Origin of the sequence: Actinacidiphila yeochonensis CN732 (assembly GCF_000745345.1) — a bacterium.
GTDB lineage: Bacteria > Actinomycetota > Actinomycetes > Streptomycetales > Streptomycetaceae > Actinacidiphila > Actinacidiphila yeochonensis.
The window spans coordinates 767,006-785,625 of record NZ_JQNR01000003.1 but is presented as its reverse complement, the minus strand read 5'-3'; the positions used below and the strand labels follow the sequence as shown (position 1 = coordinate 785,625).

Annotated in this window: 16 protein-coding genes and 2 pseudogenes; 15 read left to right on the top strand and 3 right to left on the bottom strand. The window is 76.1% G+C overall.

The annotated features are described in order from the left end of the window. Positions 1-116 precede the first annotated feature (116 nt). Positions 117-932, bottom strand: a complete 816-nt coding sequence (locus BS72_RS04900; RefSeq protein ID WP_078901015.1) for a TetR/AcrR family transcriptional regulator — start codon at positions 930-932, stop codon at positions 117-119. A gap of 386 nt (positions 933-1,318) precedes the next feature. Here BS72_RS04900 and BS72_RS04895 point away from each other — a divergent pair, with 386 nt between their 5' ends. The 11 genes and pseudogenes from BS72_RS04895 (at position 1,319) to BS72_RS04850 (ending at position 12,569) form a co-directional block, all read left to right on the top strand. Beyond that, on the top strand, positions 1,319-2,857 hold the full coding sequence (locus tag BS72_RS04895) for an MFS transporter (RefSeq protein WP_078901014.1): 1,539 nt from the start codon (positions 1,319-1,321) through the stop codon (positions 2,855-2,857). A 126-nt stretch (positions 2,858-2,983) separates the two neighbouring features. Then, entirely contained in the window at positions 2,984-4,042 is a 1,059-nt protein-coding gene (locus BS72_RS04890) for a LacI family DNA-binding transcriptional regulator (protein ID WP_037906683.1), read from the top strand. 380 nt (positions 4,043-4,422) lie between these two features. Then, positions 4,423-5,241 carry an MBL fold metallo-hydrolase gene (locus tag BS72_RS04885; protein WP_078901013.1) on the top strand — a complete coding sequence of 273 codons (819 nt, stop codon included), beginning with the start codon at positions 4,423-4,425 and terminating at the stop codon, positions 5,239-5,241. A gap of 302 nt (positions 5,242-5,543) precedes the next feature. Next, positions 5,544-6,938, top strand: a complete 1,395-nt coding sequence (locus BS72_RS37745; protein WP_157856149.1) for a Gfo/Idh/MocA family oxidoreductase — start codon at positions 5,544-5,546, stop codon at positions 6,936-6,938. Next, positions 6,935-7,183 (top strand): annotated as a pseudogene (locus BS72_RS39100) (DUF6807 family protein); the annotation flags it as partial. The gene BS72_RS37745 and the pseudogene BS72_RS39100, both read left to right, overlap by 4 nt. Before the next feature lie 83 nt (positions 7,184-7,266). After that, positions 7,267-8,106 (top strand): DUF6807 family protein, encoded by an 840-nt coding sequence (locus BS72_RS04875; RefSeq protein WP_078901012.1) that lies wholly within the window; start codon positions 7,267-7,269, stop codon positions 8,104-8,106. Positions 8,107-8,350: 244 nt separating this feature from the next. Then, entirely contained in the window at positions 8,351-8,971 is a 621-nt protein-coding gene (locus BS72_RS04870; protein WP_051950679.1) for an isochorismatase family protein, read from the top strand. After that, positions 8,968-9,873, top strand: coding sequence for a GlxA family transcriptional regulator (locus BS72_RS04865; protein WP_037906674.1), 906 nt, complete (start codon positions 8,968-8,970; stop codon positions 9,871-9,873). Before BS72_RS04870 ends, BS72_RS04865 begins: the two co-directional genes overlap by 4 nt. A gap of 419 nt (positions 9,874-10,292) precedes the next feature. Next, positions 10,293-10,973 (top strand): SanA/YdcF family protein, encoded by a 681-nt coding sequence (locus BS72_RS04860; protein ID WP_063835992.1) that lies wholly within the window; start codon positions 10,293-10,295, stop codon positions 10,971-10,973. 176 nt (positions 10,974-11,149) lie between these two features. Next, the gene (locus BS72_RS04855) at positions 11,150-11,632 is read left to right on the top strand and encodes an OsmC family protein (RefSeq protein WP_037906672.1); all 483 of its coding nucleotides are present in this window, start codon (positions 11,150-11,152) and stop codon (positions 11,630-11,632) included. Between the two features lie 403 nt (positions 11,633-12,035). After that, positions 12,036-12,569, top strand: coding sequence for an SRPBCC domain-containing protein (locus BS72_RS04850; RefSeq protein WP_037906670.1), 534 nt, complete (start codon positions 12,036-12,038; stop codon positions 12,567-12,569). Between the two features lie 82 nt (positions 12,570-12,651). On the opposite strand, the gene BS72_RS04845 is transcribed toward BS72_RS04850, so the two are convergent. After that, positions 12,652-13,524, bottom strand: coding sequence for an LLM class F420-dependent oxidoreductase (locus tag BS72_RS04845; protein ID WP_037906668.1), 873 nt, complete (start codon positions 13,522-13,524; stop codon positions 12,652-12,654). Positions 13,525-14,289: 765 nt separating this feature from the next. Here BS72_RS04845 and BS72_RS04840 point away from each other — a divergent pair. From BS72_RS04840 to BS72_RS04825, 4 genes are all read left to right on the top strand, one after another. Next, positions 14,290-14,628: a winged helix-turn-helix transcriptional regulator gene (locus tag BS72_RS04840; protein WP_078901090.1), complete on the top strand. Its 339-nt coding sequence runs from the start codon at positions 14,290-14,292 to the stop codon at positions 14,626-14,628. A 55-nt stretch (positions 14,629-14,683) separates the two neighbouring features. Beyond that, positions 14,684-16,030, top strand: a complete 1,347-nt coding sequence (locus BS72_RS04835) for a deoxyguanosinetriphosphate triphosphohydrolase (protein WP_078901011.1) — start codon at positions 14,684-14,686, stop codon at positions 16,028-16,030. 390 nt (positions 16,031-16,420) lie between these two features. Next, positions 16,421-17,686 carry an NAD(P)/FAD-dependent oxidoreductase gene (locus tag BS72_RS04830; protein WP_037906666.1) on the top strand — a complete coding sequence of 422 codons (1,266 nt, stop codon included), beginning with the start codon at positions 16,421-16,423 and terminating at the stop codon, positions 17,684-17,686. Positions 17,687-17,712: 26 nt separating this feature from the next. Continuing rightward, the gene (locus BS72_RS04825; RefSeq protein WP_037906663.1) at positions 17,713-18,156 is read left to right on the top strand and encodes a GNAT family N-acetyltransferase; all 444 of its coding nucleotides are present in this window, start codon (positions 17,713-17,715) and stop codon (positions 18,154-18,156) included. Between the two features lie 90 nt (positions 18,157-18,246). Here the strand turns inward: BS72_RS04825 and BS72_RS04820 are convergent. Further along, positions 18,247-18,423 (bottom strand): annotated as a pseudogene (locus BS72_RS04820) (DUF1918 domain-containing protein); the annotation flags it as partial. Positions 18,424-18,620: the final 197 nt, after the last annotated feature.

Genomic DNA, 18,620 nt, shown 5'->3' with positions numbered 1-18,620 from the left:
GTGTCGGCGCCCTCTCGGTGAGATCAGGGTGAACGGCCGGGTGGGCACGGATGAACAGCCCCTCCGGAGGTTCCCGGCCGCACCCCGCCCTCTGCCGGTGCGCGCGGCGCCCGGCATCAACTCGTTGGTGCGGAAGGGGGGTTGGCGGTTGGGTTGGCGGTTTGGTTGGCGGTGGAGTCGGCCCACACGCCGGCGCGGGCGGCGGCGCAGGCGGCGGCGGCGGCCCGGTCGGCGGCCTCCTCGGTCAGGGGCGCGCCCGTGTTCAGCAGGGCGTAGTACAGGGGGGCGGACACCGCCGCGACGACCTGCCGTCCGTCCGTACCCCCGGGCAGTTCGCCCCGGGCCACGGCGTCGGTGACGCAGCCGGCCCACTCGTCGATCCGGACGGCGTAGAAGCGCCGCAGCGCCGCCGCGGCCTGGGCGTCGCAGAGGGAGGCGGCGATCAGCGCGGTGAACAGCCGGCCCTGGCGCGGTTCGGTGAGCGTCCTGACGACCAGGCGCGCGTTGGCGCGCAGGTCGCCGTCGAGGGAACCGGAGTCGGCGCGCGGCAGCGACTGCTCGGCCATGTCCGCCAGCAGTTCGGCGGCCAGGGCGCCGGGGGTGCCCCAGCGGCGGTAGACCGTCGTCCTGCCGACTCCGGCGGCGCGGGCGATCTCGGCCAGGTCCAGGGCGTCGAAGCCCCGTTCGGCCAGCGCGTCCGCGGCGGCCTGGAGGACCGCCTCGCGGACCCGGGCCGTGCGGCCGCCGGGGCGGGCGGTGCCGGGAGCGGGAGCCTCGCTGCCGGTGCTGCCGGTGCTGCCGGTGCTGCCGGTGCTGCCGGTGCTGCCGGTGCTGCCGGTGCTGCCGGTGCTGCCGGTGGTCCCTGTGGCCCTGGCGCCGGGGTGGGCGGCTGTCCGGCGGCCTCCGGCTCGATCCTTCTCCTCGCGGCTCACCTGGACTCCTTCACGCTTCTCCGGACCGCTTCTCCGGACTGCTTCTCGGGGCGCCGCGCGGAGCCGTTCCGCGCCTCCCGGGCCCGCCCCGCGCCCGTGTGCGGCTCGGCGCTCCTTCGACGGCGTGGGCCCGGTCGCGGGTCGCGCCGCCGGGCCGTTCGCACGTCCTCAGCCTACACGTATCGGGATCGCAGTTCCTTTAAGGAGCTGTGCGGTGCTACAGTCGGCGACGTAACGGGATTCAAATCCCGTTAAGCCTGGCCGAGTCACCGGCCTCCGTGCGCGCGGCCGCCGCGCGGCCGCATCCCGACACCTCCGTCCGTTCACCTGGCCCCGCGTACCGCCGCGTCCGCGTGCGGTGCGCCGGGCCGAAAGGCAGACACGCCATGCCCGCAGTGACCACACCGCCGCCCGGTGGCGGCAGCCTCCCGGCCGTAGCGGGGACGACAGCCGCAGTCGAGGAGCCGGTCCGGCTGACCGGCCGGCTCCGGCTGGTGCTCGCCGTGCTGCTCGTCACCCAGTTCATGCTCGCCGTCGACTTCTCGATCCTGAACGTGGCGCTGCCCGAGATCGGGGACGGTCTGGGTTTCGCGCTGTCCGACCTCCAGTGGGTGGCCACCGCGTTCGCGCTGTGCGCCGCCGGATTCACCCTCTTCTTCGGCCGGGTCGGCGACCTGATCGGGCGGAAGAGGATCTTCGTCGCCGGCACCGCGCTGCTCGGGCTGGCCTCCCTCGCCGGCGGACTGGCCACCGGCCCCGGGACGCTGCTGGCGGCCCGGGTCGCGCAGGGGCTCGCGACCGCCGCGGCCACGCCCGCCGGGCTGTCGCTGCTGACCACCTCGTTCCCCGAAGGGCCGCTGCGGCGGCGGGCGCTGGGGGCCAGCGGCGCGCTGATGTCGGCCGGCTTCACCACGGGCGCGATCCTCGGCGGCGTCCTGACCGACCTGCTCTCCTGGCGTTGGGCGTTCTTCGTGAACGTGCCCGTGGCGCTGGCCGTCGCGGCCGTCGCCCCCGCCGTCATCCGCGAGTCCCGGCCGGCCGCCCGCCCGGCGCTCGACCTGCCGGGCGCACTCTCCGCCACGCTCGGCCTGCTCGGCCTCGTCTACGGGCTCACCCAGGCCGGCGCCTACGGCTGGACCGACGCGCGGACGCTGGCCGGCCTGCTCGTCGGCGCCGCCGCGCTGGCCGTCCTCGCCCTGGTGGAGCGGCGGGCGGCGGAGCCGCTGGTGCCGCCGCGGGTGCTCGCCCGGCGCACGGTGGCGTGGGGCAACCTGCTCGGTCTGCTCGCCTTCGCCACCGAGACCTCGCTGGTCTATCTCCTCACCCTCTACCTCCAGAAGACGCTCGGCTTCTCACCGCTGGAGGCGGGGACCGCTTTCGGAGTCCTCGGTCTGGGTACCGTCGCAGGCGGCCTCCTCGCGCCCCGGGCGATCGGACGCACCTCGACGGCGGCCGTCCTGGTCGGCGGCGGCCTGCTCCAAGCGGTGTGCACCGGAGCCCTGTTGCTCCTCGGCACCGGGACCGGACCGTCCATGGCGCTGCTGCTGCCCGCCACGTTCTTCGGCGGGGTGGGCAACATGCTGGTCATCGTCGGCTTCATGGTCACCGTGACCAGCGGGCTGCCCGACGGCGAACAGGGGCTGGCCACCGGTCTCGCCTCCATGGCGCAGCAGGTGGGTATCACCCTGGGCACCCCCGTCATGTCCGCGGTGGTCGCCTCGGCCGGCGGGGGCGCGGCGACCGCCGCGGCGGTACTGCACGGCGTCACCCGGGCCGTCGCCGTCAACACCGCCCTCGTCGTCCTCGGGGTGCTGCTCGCCGCCGTGTTCCTGCGCGGCTCCGGCGGCGGCCCCGGTTCCGGGGCGGCGTCCGGCTCCGCGCCAGGTCCGGACCTGCGGGATCGTCGGAGCGGCGCGCGTGGCTGAACTTCGCCGCTCCGGTTTCCCGAACATTTCGGCGAAGTGAAAGAATGTTGCGGTACCAGCCGGGGGGTGAGAAGTGGGTGTGCTGGCCGTCGATGAGAGAGGGGCCCTCGGGCTACGATCGCTGACATGAGTGCCACCAGCGTTCAACATCCACCGGATGACCAGCCCCAAGCACCGAGCGCGGGCGCGGCCACCCTCGCCGAGATCGCCAAGGCGGCGGGCGTCTCGGCCCCGACTGTTTCGAAGGTCCTCAACGGGCGCGGCGACGTGGCACCGGCCACCAGGAGCCGGGTGGAGGAACTGCTGCGGCTGCACGGGTACCAGCGGCGGCGCGGCAGTGTGCAGAGTGCTCCGCTGATCGACCTGGTCTTCCACGAGTTGGAGAGCTCGTGGGCCATGGAGGTCATCCGCGGCGTCGAGAACGTGGCCCGGCTGGAGGGCCTGAACGTGGTGCTGTCGGAGTCGGCCGGGCGGCTCACTCCCGGCCAGACCTGGGTCGACGGCGTCCTGGCGCGCCGTCCGACCGGCGTGATCCTGGTGCTCTCCGACCTCGACTCCGCCCAGCGCGCCCAACTCACCAGTCGCGACATACCGTTCGTCGTCATGGACCCGGCCGGCGACCCCGGCGACGACGTCCCGGCGATCGGCGCCACCAACTGGCAGGGCGGGCTCGCCGCCACCCGCCACCTGCTGGAGCTGGGCCACCGCCGCATCGGCATCATCGGCGGGCCGGACGGCATGATGTGCAGTCGCGCCAGGATCGACGGCTACCGGGCCGCCCTGGAGACCGCGGGCGTCGCCTTCGACTCCCGGCTGGTGCGGTTCGGCAACTTCCACCACGAGGCCGGCTTCAACGCGGGCCTGGAGCTGCTGCGCCTGCCGGACCGCCCCACCGCCGTCTTCACCGGCAACGACCTCCAGGCGATGGGCCTTTACGAGGCCGCCCGCGAACTCGGCCTGGGCATCCCGCGGGACCTGAGCGTGGTCGGCTTCGACGACCTGCCGCTGGCCCGGTGGATCAGCCCGCCGCTGACCACCGTCCGCCAGCCGCTCACCGAGATGGCCGAGGCCGCCGCCCGCCTGGTGATCGACATCAGCCGGGCCAAGGAGCCGAGCACCCTGCGGGTGGATCTGGCCACCCGGCTGATCGAACGGGCCAGCAGCGCGCCGCCGCTCCGGCCCTGAACCCCGTCGGCTGTCGGGCTGGTCCACCGCGCCGCCGGCCCGACACGCGGGCGCACCGCCTGTGCGGCACTCCTGCCGACGGCGGCGGGGCCGCGCGGGCGGCGTCGCACAGGCGCCGCGCGGGGCCGCGCCGACGGCACGCGGGACAGCGGCGGCGGCGCGCCGAACGGAAGAGCGACGCGTCAAGTACGGTGCGTGCGCCGGAGGGTGACCCGCGGTTCGGGTGGCGCCGGTGATCCGGTGATCCGGTGATCCCGGCGACCTGGGTGGCCCCGTCGATCCGGGTGCCCGTCGATCCGGATGACGGCTGCGGTCGGTGCCGCGCTGAGCCCGGGGCAAACACCCGGCGGCGCGCGCGGCCGGCCGGACAGGCAGGCGCCATGGACTCCGCTGACGTCGTCGGAGTACTCCCCGGCCTGACCATGCCGCGCTTCCCCGTGGGCGCCGCCTACCTGTGGCGTGAGGCCGGCGGGGCCACCCTGGTCGACACGGGGACCGCGGACCGCGCAGACGCGACCCACCGGGCGCTGGACGGGACGCCGTTGACGCGGATCGTGCTCACCCACGGGCATGAGGACCACGTCGGCGGCGCCACCGCGCTCGCCGCGCCGCACGGCGCGGAGGTGGTGGCGCACCGGCTGGACGCCCCGGTGATCCGGAGCGGGGCGGCGGGCGCGCCGCCGGTGCTGGAGGAGTTGGAGAGGCCCGTCATGGCGGCGCTGCCGCCGCTGCCGGCCGCTCCGCCCTGCCGGGTGGACCGCGAGGTGGAGGACGGCGACGTGCTGCCGTTCGGCGGCCGAGCGGTGGTCGTCGCCGCGCCCCGCCCCACCGACGGCTCGCCGGCCCTCCATCTGCCCGGCCCCGGAGTGCTGTTCACCGGTGACGCGGTGGCCGACGTGGGCCGCACCATGCTCGGCGTCTTCAACACCGACCGTGCCCGGGCCGTGGCGTCCCTGCGCCGTCTGGCCGAACTCGCCCCGGACACGGCACTCTTCGGCCACGGCGAGCCGGTCGTCCACGGCGCCGCCGCGGCCCTCGCCGCAGCCGTGGCCGCCACCACCCGGCCTCCGGTGCGACGCCCGGCCGCACCCCTGTCAGGGCCTGCGGCAGTGCCGCACCGCAGGCGTCGCGACTTCGCGCCCGGTGACCCCCGAGGACGGCGGGAGCAGCGCGCTGTGGGAGCGCTCCCGCCACTCTGACGTGCGAAAACGGCGCGAGGTGTTGACGCCCGATCAGGGCGGCCGTATGGTCTGCGCGCAGAGTCGGAATCGGTGTCGAAACATTCGACCCGTATGTTTCGCCGACGCCGACGCCGACGCCGACGCCGACGCCGACGCCGACGCCGACGCCGACAACGTACCGAGTGCCGTCATCCGCCACCCGGGCACCGTTCGCGAACCCCCGCGTACGGATCACGTCCACGTACCTCTGAGCACCGTTCAGCCTTCGAGCACCCTTCACGAACCTCCGAGAGCCTTCGAGGCGCGCCATGTCGTCCAGCGTGTCGCTTCCCCCCACCCTCGTCCCCTCGCCCCCGCGCGCCGCCGGCAACCCCCCGGTGCGGGGCGGCGCGCAACCCGCCGCCCACCCGGCGGCCCGCACCGCTCCCACCGCCCTCCGGCCGGCAGGCGGCCCCGCCGTTCCGGTGCCCGCGCGGCGGATCCGCGCCGCCCTGGTCGGCCTCGGGCCCGACGCGGAGGCGGCACACCTGCCCGCGCTGCACGCCCAGCGGCACCGCGTCGAGGTGGCCGCGCTGGTGGACGCCGACGCCGCCATGGCCCGCCGGGTCCGCGCCGCGCACGCCGTACCGGCCGCGTACCGGTCGCTGGAGGAGCTGCTCGGCCGGGAGCACCCCGAACTCGTCCACCTGGCCACGGGGGCGAGCGCCCGCACCGCCGCCGTGCTGAGCTGCCTGCGGGCCGGGGCGTGGGTGCTGGCCGAGCAGCCGCCCGCGCGCTGCCTCGCCGAGTACGACCGGATCAGCGCGGCCGAGCGGCCGGGCGGCCCGTTCGCCTCGGTGGCCGGCGACCTGCTGCTGGAGTCCGGGCCGCGCCGCCTGCTGGGGCTCGCCCGTTCCGGCGCCCTGGGCCGGCCGCTGGGCGCGCGGCTGGCCGTTCCCTGGTTCCGGCCGTCGGCCGCCGAGGGGGCGGGCCGGCGGCCGGAGTACGGCGCGGACCGCGCGGCGGCTCGCGGGGCCGAGCTGGTGGAGCTGCTGCCGGCGGTCCTGGGCGAATGGACCGAAGTGCGGCCCGCGGTGGCCCGGCCCGGCCAGCGGGGAGGGGACGCCGTGCCCACGCTGCTGGTGTGGTTCGCGTGCGGGGCGGTGGCCACGGTGCTGCCGGCGCCCGTGCGCGACGGCGGACAGGAGCCGCCGCTGCGGCTGGACTTCGCCGAGGCAACGGCCGAACTGCGCTTCCTGGCGGCCAGGTCGGACGGTGTCGGCGCGGTGCCGGCTGTCGGGCCAGGCGGGTTGGCGGCAGGCGCCCCGGCCGGGCGTGCGGCGGTGGGCGGAGGCGGGCTCGGCGGGACCTGGGGGCTCACCCTGGCCATGGCCGGCCGGGCGGGCACCACCGCGCGCGCCGGGCGGGACGCCGGCGCCCGGTCCGAGCCACCGTGCGCGCTGGCCGCCGTCCTCGACGCGATGCCCGCCGGGCGCCGCCCCCACCCGGGCGCGGGCTTGCGGCGGGCCGGCCTCGAACTCCTCACCGGGCTGCACCGGGCCGCCGCCACCGGCCGCCCGGTGCGGCGCGGCCAGTTGGGACCGGCCGACCCCTTCTACCACCACCTGCACTGCGCGCCGCCCGTGTCCCGCCGTCCGGGCCCCGCCCCGGCTGGGGAGCTGCCCCCGTACGGGCGGCCGGCGCGGGGCGGCGGGTACGGCGGAGGCACGCGGTGAACGGGACGCGGTCGGCGACCGGGGCCGGGACACCGGCCGGGACCGGGGCGCCGGGCGGGACCCGGTCGGACGCCGCGGTCCCCCGGCTGGTCCACGGCGCGCGCGACACCCTGGCCGTGGTGGCGGCCGGGACCGAGATCCTGCGCTACCACTACCGGCCCGACCTGCACCCCGACGAGTGTCCCGTGCCCTGGGCGCACCCGCTGCGCAGCCTGGCCGGCCGTACCGTCACCGGCCGCCACCCCCATGACCACCGCCGCCCCGGGAGCGGGTCCGGCCCCGCGGCCTCCCCGTCGCCGGACCACGTCCCCCGGGCGGCGGTGCCCACCTGGCGGCCGCGCTGCTGCCCGGCTCCTGGTCCAGGCCCGCGCTCGGGCCGGCCCACCGGACCGAGCACACCGGCTTCACCGCGCTGGCCGCCGGCGGGCGCACGGTCTTCACCGCGACCCTCGACTGGTACGCCGCCGACGGCCGCCACCGCGTCACGGAGGCACGCCGCTGGCAGGTGCTCGACCTGGAGCCCGAAGGGGGAAGCTGGACCCTGGAGTTCGCCACAGAGCTGCGCAACACCGCAGGCGAGCCCCTGCACTTCGCCGGAGCAGCCCCGTTCGGCCGCGAACTCCCTGGCCACTGCGGCTTCTTCTGGCGCGGCCCGGAGGGCGTGGCCGGGGGAGCGGTGACACAGCCGGCCGGCTCCGGTCCCGTCGAGGCGGGCGCCCGCGCGCCCTGGCTGGCCTTCACCGGGGAGTTCGGCGCGGAACCGGCCGCGGAACCGGCGGGCCCCGTACCGGCCGTGGAACGAGTGGGCACCGTGCTGACAGGCACGGCACCGTCAGGCGCGGCACCGTCGGGCACGGAACTCCTCGGCGCGGAGCCGGCCGGCCGGGAGCCCGACCCGGCCGGACGCCGCGGCGGACAGCCCGCCGGACGACCCGGCCGCCACCCCGTCACCCTCGTCTTCGCGGCCGATCCGCGGCTGCCCGGCGGCGCGCCGTACTGGCGGGTGCGGCACGGCCGGGCGCCCGTCGTGGACCCGCGGCCGGCCCTCGAACGGCAGCCGCCGCTCGCCCCGGGCGCCACGCTGCGGCTGGCCTACCGGCTGGTGGTCGCCGACGGCCGCTGGGACCGCGAGCGGATCGCCGCCCACCTCGCCGACCATCCTTGGTGACCGCGCCCGCGCCCCAGCCCGTCCCCGGGTGCGGCGGCCGGCTGGTCCGGGCCCTCGGGGCCCGGCGCGGGGAGGGGATCGGGGCTCGGGAGGAATCGAGGGGGCTCGGGGGATAGGCGGGGATCGAGGTGGACGGGGGGATCGGCGATCCCCGCACCGTGCTCTGCCGTGCTGACCGGATCGGTCCGGTACCGGGCCCGATCGGGTCTGTCGCGGCGCCCCCGCGCGGCGCGAGGATCGGTCCATGGCCACCACCACGGAACCCGGCACCGGCCCCGCCACCGGCAGGGCCCTGATCGTCATCGACGTCCAGGAGTCCTTCCGGCAGCGCGAGAGCTGGAAGCACGCCTCCGACCCCGGCGTCGCCCACCAGGTCGCGAAGCTCGTCGAGCACGCCCGCGCCGGGCGGGACCTCGTCGTGTGGGTGCTGCACGCCGAACCCGGTACCGGGACCGCCTTCGACCCGCAGCTCGGCCACGTGCGGCTCATGGCGCCGCTGGCCGCCGCCGACGGCGAACCCGTCCTCACCAAGACCTCGCACAACGCCTTCACCACCACCAACCTCCAACAGCTCCTCACCGAGCACGGCGTCCACGCGGTGACCACGTGCGGCATCCGCACCGAGCAGTGCGTGGAGACCACCACCCGGCTCGCCGCCGACCTCGGCTACGCCACCACCATCGCCATCGACGCCACCGCGACCGAGCCGCTGCCCGACCCCGACGCCCCCGCCGGACGCCCCTACGAACAGGTGCTCGCCGACCCCGCCACCCTGCCGCCGGCGGTGGTCATCGAGCGCACGCGCTACGCTCTGGCCGGACGTTTCGCCACCGTCGCCACCGTCGAGGAGCTGACCGGATCGTGACCCGGGTGGTCTTCCTCCTCGTCCCGGAGGTGCACCTGCTCGACCTCGCCGGTCCCGCGCAGGTGTTCGCCACGGCCGCCGGGTACGGACTCGGCTACCGCCTGGACTACGTCGCCGAGCAGGAGGACATCCCCACCGCGCAGGGCCTGCCGGTCCGCGCCGCCCTCAGCTGGCCGCGGCTGGACCCCCGCGACCTGCTGGTCGTCCCCGGCTGGCGCTGGCGGAGCGGACGCGGCGCGGGAGCGCTCACCGAGGCCACGCTGCGGCGGGTGCGCGCCCACCACGACGCCGGCGGCACCGTCGCCAGCATCTGCGCGGGCGCCGACGCGCTGGGCAGCGCCGGGCTGCTCGACGGCCGCCGCTGCACCACCCACCACGAGGTGCAGGACGAACTCGCCCGCCGCTACCCGAAGGCCGTGGTCGTACGGGACGTGCTCTTCGTCGTCGACGGGCGGGTCGTCACCTCCGCCGGCATCGCCAGCGGCATCGACCTCGCGCTCCACCTGCTGGCGGTCCGGCACGGGCCCGCGGCCGCCGCGCGGGTGGCCCGCGAGATGGTCGTCTACGCCCGGCGCAACGGCGACGAACGGCAGGCCAGCGCCATGCTGCGGCACCGCGCCCATCTCAGCGACAGCGTCCACCGCGTCCAGGACCTCATCGACACCCGCTACGCGGAGCGGCTCGCGCTGGCCGGCCTCGCGGTCGAGGCCGGCCTCAGCGAACGCACCCTGACCCGCCGCTTCACCGCGTCCACCGGCCTCACCCCGCTGCGCTACCAGCAGGAACTGCGGCTGGAGCGCGCGGAGCACCTGATCTCCCACGGCTCCACCGTCGAGTCCGCCGCCCGCGCGGTCGGCTTCCAGGACGCCCGCATGCTCCGGCGGCTGCGCGCCAAGGCGTGACGCGTGCCCGGCCGGGGGCCCGCGGGGGCAACCGAACGAGCCGCGGCGCCATCTCTTCGGTAGGGCGCCGGACACCGTTCGGCGGGCCATGGTGCGCCGCAGGGCGGTGACAGCGCGGCCGACGGCGGTACGCGGGCGCGGGCGGCGGGTACGGCGGCGGGGTGCGGGTGCCCGGCGCGCGGGCGGGTGACGACGAGGGGGCAGACGTGGCGGAACGGTTCGGCCGGCGGCGGGTTCGGCCGGTTCGGCTGGTTGGGCGGGCTTGGCGGGCGGCGGCCCCGAGGTGGCCGCGGGCGGCCCGGGCGGGACGGAGCCGCTGCGGACCCGGGCGGGGCGGAGCCGCCGGAGCGGCCGGAGCGGTTGCCGCCGAGCCGGTCGCTGGGCGGGAGGGCGCACGGCGGCGCCGCCTCGTACCGCGCCTGCCGCGGCTGCCGCGTACCCGGCAGGGCCGGCGCCGGTTGCTGCGCTGGACCGTCGCGGCCTGCGTGCTGGCGCTCCTGCCCGCGACCTGGCTGCGGCTCGACGAGGGCGGGCGGGTGCGGTCGGTCGCCGACGTGCCCGCCGAGCCGGTGGCCGTGGTGTTCGGCGCCGGGCTGGACAACGGGCGGCCGTCCGCGTACCTGGCGCACCGGCTGGACGCGGCGATCCGCCTCTACCGGGCCGGGAAGGTCGAGGTCCTCCTGGTGACCGGCGACAACAGCCGCACCACATACGACGAACCGGACGCCATGCGCACGTACCTCGCCGCGCACGGCGTGCCGGCCGGCCGGATCGTCGCCGACTACGCGGGCTTCGACACCTGGGACTCCTGTACCCGCGCCAAGCGCGTGTTCGGGGTGGACCGCGCGGTCCTCGTCAGCCAGGACTTCCACATCCGGCGCGCCCTCGCGCTGTGCGCGGCCGCCGGGATCGACGCGTACGGCGTGGGGGTCGCCGAGCGGCACGACGCCACCTGGTACGCGAGCGGATCACGCGAGGTGCTGGCCGCCGGCAAGGCCGCGTTCGACGTGCTGGCGAAGCCGGACCCGCGTTTCCTCGGCCCCCGCGAGACCGGGGTGGCGCGGGCCCTCGACGGGCACGGCGCCACCCCCGTCCGGTAAGGGGCAGGCTGGACTCGGGGCGCCTACGCCTACACTTCCGGGGCACCGGTGCCGTCGCCGGTACGGGCTCTCCGGTGCGAGGGAGCCGTGGGCCGGCGCCCCGCCCGCGCCCACCGCCCCGCTCGCCCGTCAACGTCCATAGAACGCCCACGAACGGAAGAAGAGGCCGCACCCCCATGCCAAGCGCCGGACAGCACACCTACCGCACCGACCTCACCTGGACCGGGAACCTCGGCACCGGAACCGACACCTACCGCTCCTACCGCCGTACCCACGAGGTCGCCGCGCCCGGCCTGCCCGCCATCTCCGGCTCGGCCGACCCCCACTTCCGCGGGGACGCCGACCGCTGGAACCCGGAGCAGCTGCTGCTCGCGGCGCTGTCCCAGTGCCACCTGCTGTCGTATCTGCACGTGTGCGCGGTGGGCGGTGTCGTGGTGACGGCCTACACCGACCAGGCGTCCGGAACCATGGTGGAGACCGGCGACGGCGGGGGCCGCTTCACCGAGGCCGTGCTCCGCCCGGTCGTCCAGGTGGCCTCGGCCGACATGGCGGAACAGGCGATCGCCCTCCACGAGCGCGCCCACCACCTGTGCTTCATCGCCAACTCCGTCAACTTCCCCGTCCGCCACGAGCCCGTGGTAACCGTCGCCGGCGCCTGACGCCCACACGGACGGCGGCCGCCCCGCGTGTACGCCTTGACCGCCGGACGCGCTGGGCGGCAGGTTGGAGGCGTGGGCGCCGAGACCTGCCATGGGCCGCCGCCGTGCGGGTCGGCGCGCACCGGGCTCCCCGCCTGCCCGCGCGTACGCCTTCCCCTCCGCCTTTCCCCTCAGCCTTTCCCCTCTGGCGCCCGCCCCGGCTGTCGCCCGGTGCATGTCCGGGCTCGCTGCGGGCACGCGTGGGGAAGGAGGACACCGGGCCGACACGGAGTCGACGCAACGCCGGGCGGCGCCGGCCGGCGGGTCAGCCGATCAGCCGGCAAGCCGGTCAGCGGGCAAGCCGGTCAGCGGGCGTGGGACGGCCGGCGGACGCCCGTCAGCAGATGGAGGAAGCAGCGCAGCCATGACGACCCCCACTGAGCGCGGCACTTTCCGCCAGAACGAGGACGGCCGCCCGACGGTCCTGTTCGAGCGGATCTACGACCTTCCGATCGATCGCGTGTGGGCGCTGGTCAGCGATCCCGCCGAACTCGCCCACTGGTTCCCCTTCCCCGAGGTCACCCTCGACCTGGTGATGGGTGGTGCGGCCACCTTCTCGGGCGACCGGAACGCGCCCGGCGCCGTGGTGGCCGGGCGGGTCACCGCGCTCGACCCGCCGCGCCTGCTCGCCTACGACTGGGGCGGCGACGAACTGCGCTTCGAGCTGACCCGGCTCGACGGCGCCCGCACCAGGCTGAGCTTCACCGATTTCCTGGAGGCCGAGGACGCCGCCGCCCGCAACGCCGCCGGCTGGGACCTGTGCCTGGCCGCCCTCGGCGCCCGCGCCGCCGGTGCCCCCGCCCCGCCCCGGGGCGGCGAGGGGGCGTGGCAGGAGCACTACGACGCGTACGTGGCGGAGGGACTGCCCTCGGGGGCCGTCGTGCCCGACCGCGGATAGCGCCCTTCCACCAGCGCCCTTCCCCGCCAGCCTGCCGGGGACGGAGCGCCCTCGGGCACGGAGGGCGGCGGCCCCGGCCGGTTCACCTGATGGGCAGTGCCTGCGCGAGCTGGCGCCACTCCTCCCGGGGCAGCGTGCCGTCCCGGCGGATCACCTGGAGGGCCACGTGGTCCGCGCCCGCCTCGTGGAAGGCGGCCACGCGGGTACGGACGTCGGCGGTGTCCCCGAGGACGAAGAGCGCGTCCAGCAGCGTGTCGCTGCCGCCGTTCGCCAGATCCTCCTCGGTGAAGCCCAGCCGCAGCCAGTTCCTGGTGTAGTTGGGCAGGCCGAGGTAGGGGGACAGTGCGCCGCGCGCGGTCTCCCGGGCCCGCGCCCGGTCCGCGTCCAGCACCACGCCGAGCTCCGGGGCGAGCACCTTGCCCTTGCCCAGCACCTCGCGGGAGCGCGCCACATGCTCCACCGTGACGAGGTAGGGGTGGGCTCCGGCCGAGCGCCGCGCCGAGAGCTCCAGCATCTTCGGGCCGAGCGCGGCCAGCACCCGCTGCTCCGACGGCACCGGCTGCCCGGCGCCGTCCAATCCGTCCAGGAACTCGGCCATCTTCTCCATCGGCCGCCCGTAGCCAGGGGTCATGGGGCCGTGGCTGACGCCCAGCCCCAGCAGGAACCGCTCGGCTCCGGACGACCCCAGCGCCGCGACGTCCTGCGCGACGGAGGCGGCGTCCTTGCTCCAGACGCTGAGGATGCCGGTGGCCACGGTGATCCGCCGGGTGGCCGCGAGCAGCGGAGCCGCGCGCTCGACCGCGGGGGAGCCGCCGAGCCAGAGCGTGCCGAACCCCAGCTCGTCCAGCTCCGCCGCGGCCTCGGCGTTCTCCTCCTGGAACTGCGGCTCGGCCCTGCTCAGCAGCTGCGTCCACACTCCGACACGGCCGATCCGTTCCACAACGTCAACAGTCATGTCCTTTCAACGGCCGCCAGCCGCACAGGAATTCCGCCGTCCGACGGATCATCCCGGACGCCACCCGAACGGATGAACGCGCCTTCGCCCAGCCGGGTGGCGGTCCCGCCCCGGCGCGTGTCGCGGCGGGGGCGGTGCGCGGTGCGCGGTGCCGGCCCGTCCGGGCGCGCCGCCCGTCGTGGTGGTCGCCGTACCGGTAGGGAGATCTCACGAATGCGGAGCAAGAGTGACAAAACGTGTGGGCGAACGAGGGTGCGGGCAGAGGTCTGGAGGCAGCGGGAGGGCGGGGTCGCGGGGAGCGGTTCCGGGTGAGGCGAGCGGGGTGGGTGCGGGGTGCGGGTGCGGGGTGCGACGCGGCGATGTCGGGTTCTTCTGCCGCTCTGCCAGGCGCGGTCGGCGGCGGAGGCTCCCCGCCGTGTCGGCGGTGATTTCAGTATCCGAAAGAAACGATTGAGACCATTGGAGGAGATCGTGGTGGCGAAGACCATGGCGGCCGCGGCCGCTGTGTCGGCGGGTCCATCAGTATCCGCGGTATCGACGGTGGCGACGGTCTCGGCCGTGTCGGCCGTGTCGTCCGCGCCATCCGTGGTGCCGGGGGCGCCGAAGGTGGCCGGCCCACGGCTGCGGGCGCGGTCCGGGACCGGCGAGGTGGCCACGGCCGACGGCACGGGCCGGGTGGCGGCGGTCCGCAAGGAGAAGGCTCCGCCGCGCCCGCCGATAGGCGTTCCGGCAGGGCCGGCCTGCCCGGTCGGCGCAGTGGTGGAGATGGTCTTCAGCCGGTGGACCACCCCGATCCTCTGGACGCTGCACGCCTACGGCCGGCAGCGGTTCGTGGAGCTCCAGCGCCGGGTGGGCACCATCACCGCGAAGGTGCTCACGCAGCGGCTGCGCCAGATGGAGCGGGACGGCCTGGTGATCCGCACCTACTACGCGGAGGTACCGCCCCGGGTGGAGTACGAGATCAGCGACCTCGGGCGCAGCCTCGCCCCGGTCTTCGCGCACCTCGCCGAGTGGGCGGACGCCAACCTGGACCGCGTCGAGCAGGCCCGGCACACCTTCGACGCCACCCCGGCGGCCGGCCCTGGCAGACGCGCCCGCGCCTGAGACGCCTCCCCCGCTCGCGACGGGCGCGGCCGGCGGGGCGGGCTACGGTCGGGGTATGGAGCCGATCGGACGCGCGGAGTCGTGGGAGGCGGCGGAGGGTGCCACCGAGGGGCTGTACCTGTCCGAGGACCTGGCGCGGTACGTGGCCGAGCCGGACAAACGGCCGGGCCGGACCGCCTTCCAACGGGACCGGGCGCGGGTGCTGCACTCGGCCGCGCTGCGCCGGCTGGCCGGGAAGACGCAGGTGGTGGACCTGAGCGCAGGGGCGGGGGCGCTGACGGGGACGAGCCCGCGCACCCGGTTGACGCACTCGCTGGAGTGCGCGCAGGTCGGGCGGGAGCTGGGCGCGGCCCTGGGCTGCGACCCCGATCTGGTGGAGACGGCCTGCCTCGCGCACGACCTGGGGCACCCGCCGTTCGGGCACAACGGAGAGGAGGTACTGGCGGAGTTCGCCGAGTCCTGCGGCGGCTTCGAGGGCAACGCGCAGAGCCTGCGCCTGCTCACCCGGATCGAGCCGAAGCGGTTCGCGCCGCGGCCACCCGCCGGGGACGGTACCGGCGGCGAGCCCCTGGTCAGCGTCGGCCTGAACCTGACCAGGGCGGCGCTGGACGCCGCCACCAAGTACCCGTGGCGGCGCGGCGCCCACCCGGACGGGCCGGACAGCCCCAAGTTCGGCGTGTACGAGGACGACCTGCCGGTCTTCCGCTGGCTGCGCGCGGGCGCGCCCGAGGGCCGCCGCTGCTTCGAGGCGCAGGTGATGGACTGGGCCGACGACGTCGCCTACTCCGTGCACGACGTGGAGGACGGCCTCCAAGCGGGGCACATCGACCCCCGGGCGCTCGGCTCCGCCCCGGAGCGGGCCGAGGTGTTCGCCTGCGTGACCGCCCGCTACGCCCCTCCGGGCACCTCGCAGGAGGAGCTGGGCGCCGCCCTGGACCGGCTGCTGGCCCAGCCGTGGTGGCCCGCGCGCTACGACGGCTCCGCGCTCGCCCAAGCCCGGCTCAAGGACGCCGCGTCGCAGCTCATCGGCCGTTTCTGCCTGGCCGCCGAGGCCGCCACCCGCGCCCGCTACGGCACGGCGCCGCTGACCCGGTACCGGGCCGAGCTGGTGGTGCCCAGGGACCAGCGGATGGAGTGCGCCGTGCTGAAGGCGGTGGCCGACCGGTACGTCATGCAGCACGCCGCGCAGGCCCGGCGCCGCGCCGAGCAGCGGGTGGTGATCGGGGAGCTGGCCGCGGCCCTGCTCGACCGCGCCCCCGACGGGCTCGACCCGCAGTTCAGGGCGCTCCACGAGGCGGCCGGGGACGAGTCGGGCCGGCGTCGGGCCGTCGTCGACCAGCTCGCCTCGCTGACCGACGCCGCGGCCGTGGCCCTCCACGCCCGGCTGGCCGGCCGAGGGTGATCGGCCCTCCTGGGTTTCCTGGGGTTTCTGGGGTGGCTGGGGCTCCGGGCCGGCGGGTGGGACCGTAAGATCGCACACCTGCCCGCCGCGGGCCCCCGCCGGTCCCCGCCGACGCGGTCGGCGCGGCGCTCTTCCCGCGCGGGTCGCCGTGCGGGACGCTCAGCAGGGGCACAGGCTCCCGTACGGCGCCGGCAGGACACGAGCACGGCACCTGCCGGCAGTCGGCAGAACACCGGCAGAACACCAGCAGGACATCACCAGGCACGCACGGCAGCAGGCACACCGACAGGCAGCAGCAGGGCACAGCGGACAACAGCCGGGCACAGCGACAGGGCACAACAGCCGGGCACAGCAGCAGGGCAACGGACAAACCCGCCGGGGAGGCACACTGTGGTGGACGCGCACCAGACGTTCGTGATCGTCGGAGCCGGGCTCGCGGGAGCGAAGGCCGCCGAGACGCTGCGCTCCGAGGGTTTCACCGGCCGGGTGATACTGGTCGGCGACGAGCGCGACCATCCCTACGAGCGGCCGCCGCTGTCCAAGGGCTTCCTGACCGGCGCGGCGGAGCGCGACTCCGTCTTCGTCGAGTCCGCCACCTGGTATGCCGAGCACGACGTCGAGCTGCACCTCGGCCAGCCCGTCGTGCACCTCGACCGGGCCGCCCACACCGTCACCCTCGGCGACGGCACGGTCCTGCACTACGACAAGCTGCTGCTGGCCACCGGTGCCGAGCCGCGCCGTCTCGACATCCCCGGCACCGACCTCGCCGGCGTCCACCACCTGCGCCGGCTGGCCCACTCCGAGCGGCTGAAGAACGTGCTGTCCAACCTCGGCCGGGAGAACGGCCACCTGGTGATCGCCGGGGCCGGCTGGATCGGCCTGGAGGTCGCGGCGGCCGCCCGCGGCTACGGCGCCGAGGTGACCGTCGTGCAGTCCGCGCCCACCCCGCTGCACTCCGTGCTCGGCCCGGAGATCGGCTCCGTCTTCACCGACCTGCACACCGAGCACGGCGTCCGCTTCCACTTCGGCGCCCGCCTGACCGAGATCACCGGCCAGGACGGCATGGTGCTGGCCGCGGTCACCGACGACGGCACCGAGCACCCCGCGCACGACGTGCTGGCCGCGATCGGCGCGGCGCCGCGCACCGCGCTGGCGGAGTCGGCCGGCCTCGCGATGACCTCCCGCGCGGAGGGCGGCGGCATCGCGGTCGACGCCTCGCTGCGCACCTCCGACCCGGACATCTTCGCGGCCGGCGACGTCGCCAACGCCGAGCACCCCCTGCTGGGCGGGCGGCTGCGGGTCGAGCACTGGGCGAACGCGCTCAACGGCGGTCCGGCCGCCGCCCGCGCCATGCTCGGCAAGGAGGTCTCCTACGACCGGGTGCCGTACTTCTTCTCCGACCAGTTCGACCTGGGCATGGAGTACTCCGGGTACGCCCCGCCGGGCTCCTACGAGCAGGTGGTCTGCCGGGGCGACGTCGGCAAGCGCGAGTTCGTCGCGTTCTGGCTGGACGCGGGGAACCGGGTGCTGGCCGGCATGAACGTCAACGTGTGGGACGTCACCGACCCGATCCAGCAGCTGGTCCGCGGCCGCCGCCCGGTCGACCCCGAGGCGCTGGCCGACCCGGCGGTGCCGCTAGCCTCGTTCCTGGACTGACCAGCGAAGTCGAGAAGGACACCCCCATGCGCACAGCCGTCGTACCCGTCGAGGAGATCTTCGAGCTGCGGTGGGCGGTGCTGCGCACCGGGATGCCGCGCGAGGCCGCCGTCTACCCGGAGGACGCGCGCGGCGACACCTTCCACATAGCCGCGTACGACGACGAGGGCGCCGTGCGCGGCTGCGTGACCTTCTTCCCGGACCCGATGCCCGGCGAGGCCGCGCCCGCCTACCGCTTCCGCGGCATGGGCAGCGCCGTGGACGTGCGCGGGCGGGGTTTCGGCGCCGCCGCGCTGCTGGCCGGCCTGCGGGAGAGCGCGGCCCGCGGCGCCGGGCTGGCGTGGTGCAACGGCCGCACCTCGGCGGCTGGCTTCTACGAGCACTTCGGCTTCACCGCGCTCGGTGAGGAGTTCGTCCTGGAGCCCAGCGGCCCGCACTACGTCTTCGTCACCAAGGACCTCGACCGCTGAAAAGCGGCTGAGCGGCTGAGCGGCTCAGATCGCGGAGCCGGGCGACGCGGCTCGCGGGGTTCAGGAACCGGAGGCCGCCTCCCGCTCCGGCCGCACGTGCGCGTCCGGGCCGGGGTAGACGGTGGTCACGTGGTCGCTGTCGGACCACCGCACGTCGTAGGGGGGCGTGCCGTCCGCGTGGCGGCAGCCGACGATCCGCCCCTCGCGCCTGGCCGTCTCCGTCGTGGGGCTCTCGACGACGAGTCGGTCGCCGACGTGTGCGCGCATGGCCCTCGCCACCTTCCGGGTCGGGCGGTGCGCCGCCGCGGCGCCGTACCGCCGGTGGATTGCGTGCCACCTCCCAGGGTGGCCCGGCTGGGCCCGGACCGCCAAGGCACCCGGCCGGCCGCCGCACCCCGGCCGCCCCGGACGTACGACCGCCCCGCGACGCCGGGAGGCGCCGCGGGGCGGACCCGTGCGGAACC

What these genes read in the sequence shown, in the direction of transcription:
- BS72_RS04895 (WP_078901014.1), top strand. Translation starts at nt 1,319, where the DNA reads ATGCCCGCAGTGACCACACCGCCGCCCGGTGGCGGCAGCCTCCCGGCC.
- BS72_RS04890 (WP_037906683.1), top strand. Translation starts at nt 2,984, where the DNA reads ATGAGTGCCACCAGCGTTCAACATCCACCGGATGACCAGCCCCAAGCA.
- BS72_RS04885 (WP_078901013.1), top strand. Translation starts at nt 4,423, where the DNA reads ATGGACTCCGCTGACGTCGTCGGAGTACTCCCCGGCCTGACCATGCCG.
- BS72_RS04870 (WP_051950679.1), top strand. Translation starts at nt 8,351, where the DNA reads ATGGCCACCACCACGGAACCCGGCACCGGCCCCGCCACCGGCAGGGCC.
- BS72_RS04855 (WP_037906672.1), top strand. Translation starts at nt 11,150, where the DNA reads ATGCCAAGCGCCGGACAGCACACCTACCGCACCGACCTCACCTGGACC.
- BS72_RS04850 (WP_037906670.1), top strand. Translation starts at nt 12,036, where the DNA reads ATGACGACCCCCACTGAGCGCGGCACTTTCCGCCAGAACGAGGACGGC.
- BS72_RS04845 (WP_037906668.1), bottom strand. Translation starts at nt 13,524, where the DNA reads ATGACTGTTGACGTTGTGGAACGGATCGGCCGTGTCGGAGTGTGGACG.
- BS72_RS04840 (WP_078901090.1), top strand. Translation starts at nt 14,290, where the DNA reads ATGGTCTTCAGCCGGTGGACCACCCCGATCCTCTGGACGCTGCACGCC.
- BS72_RS04835 (WP_078901011.1), top strand. Translation starts at nt 14,684, where the DNA reads ATGGAGCCGATCGGACGCGCGGAGTCGTGGGAGGCGGCGGAGGGTGCC.
- BS72_RS04825 (WP_037906663.1), top strand. Translation starts at nt 17,713, where the DNA reads ATGCGCACAGCCGTCGTACCCGTCGAGGAGATCTTCGAGCTGCGGTGG.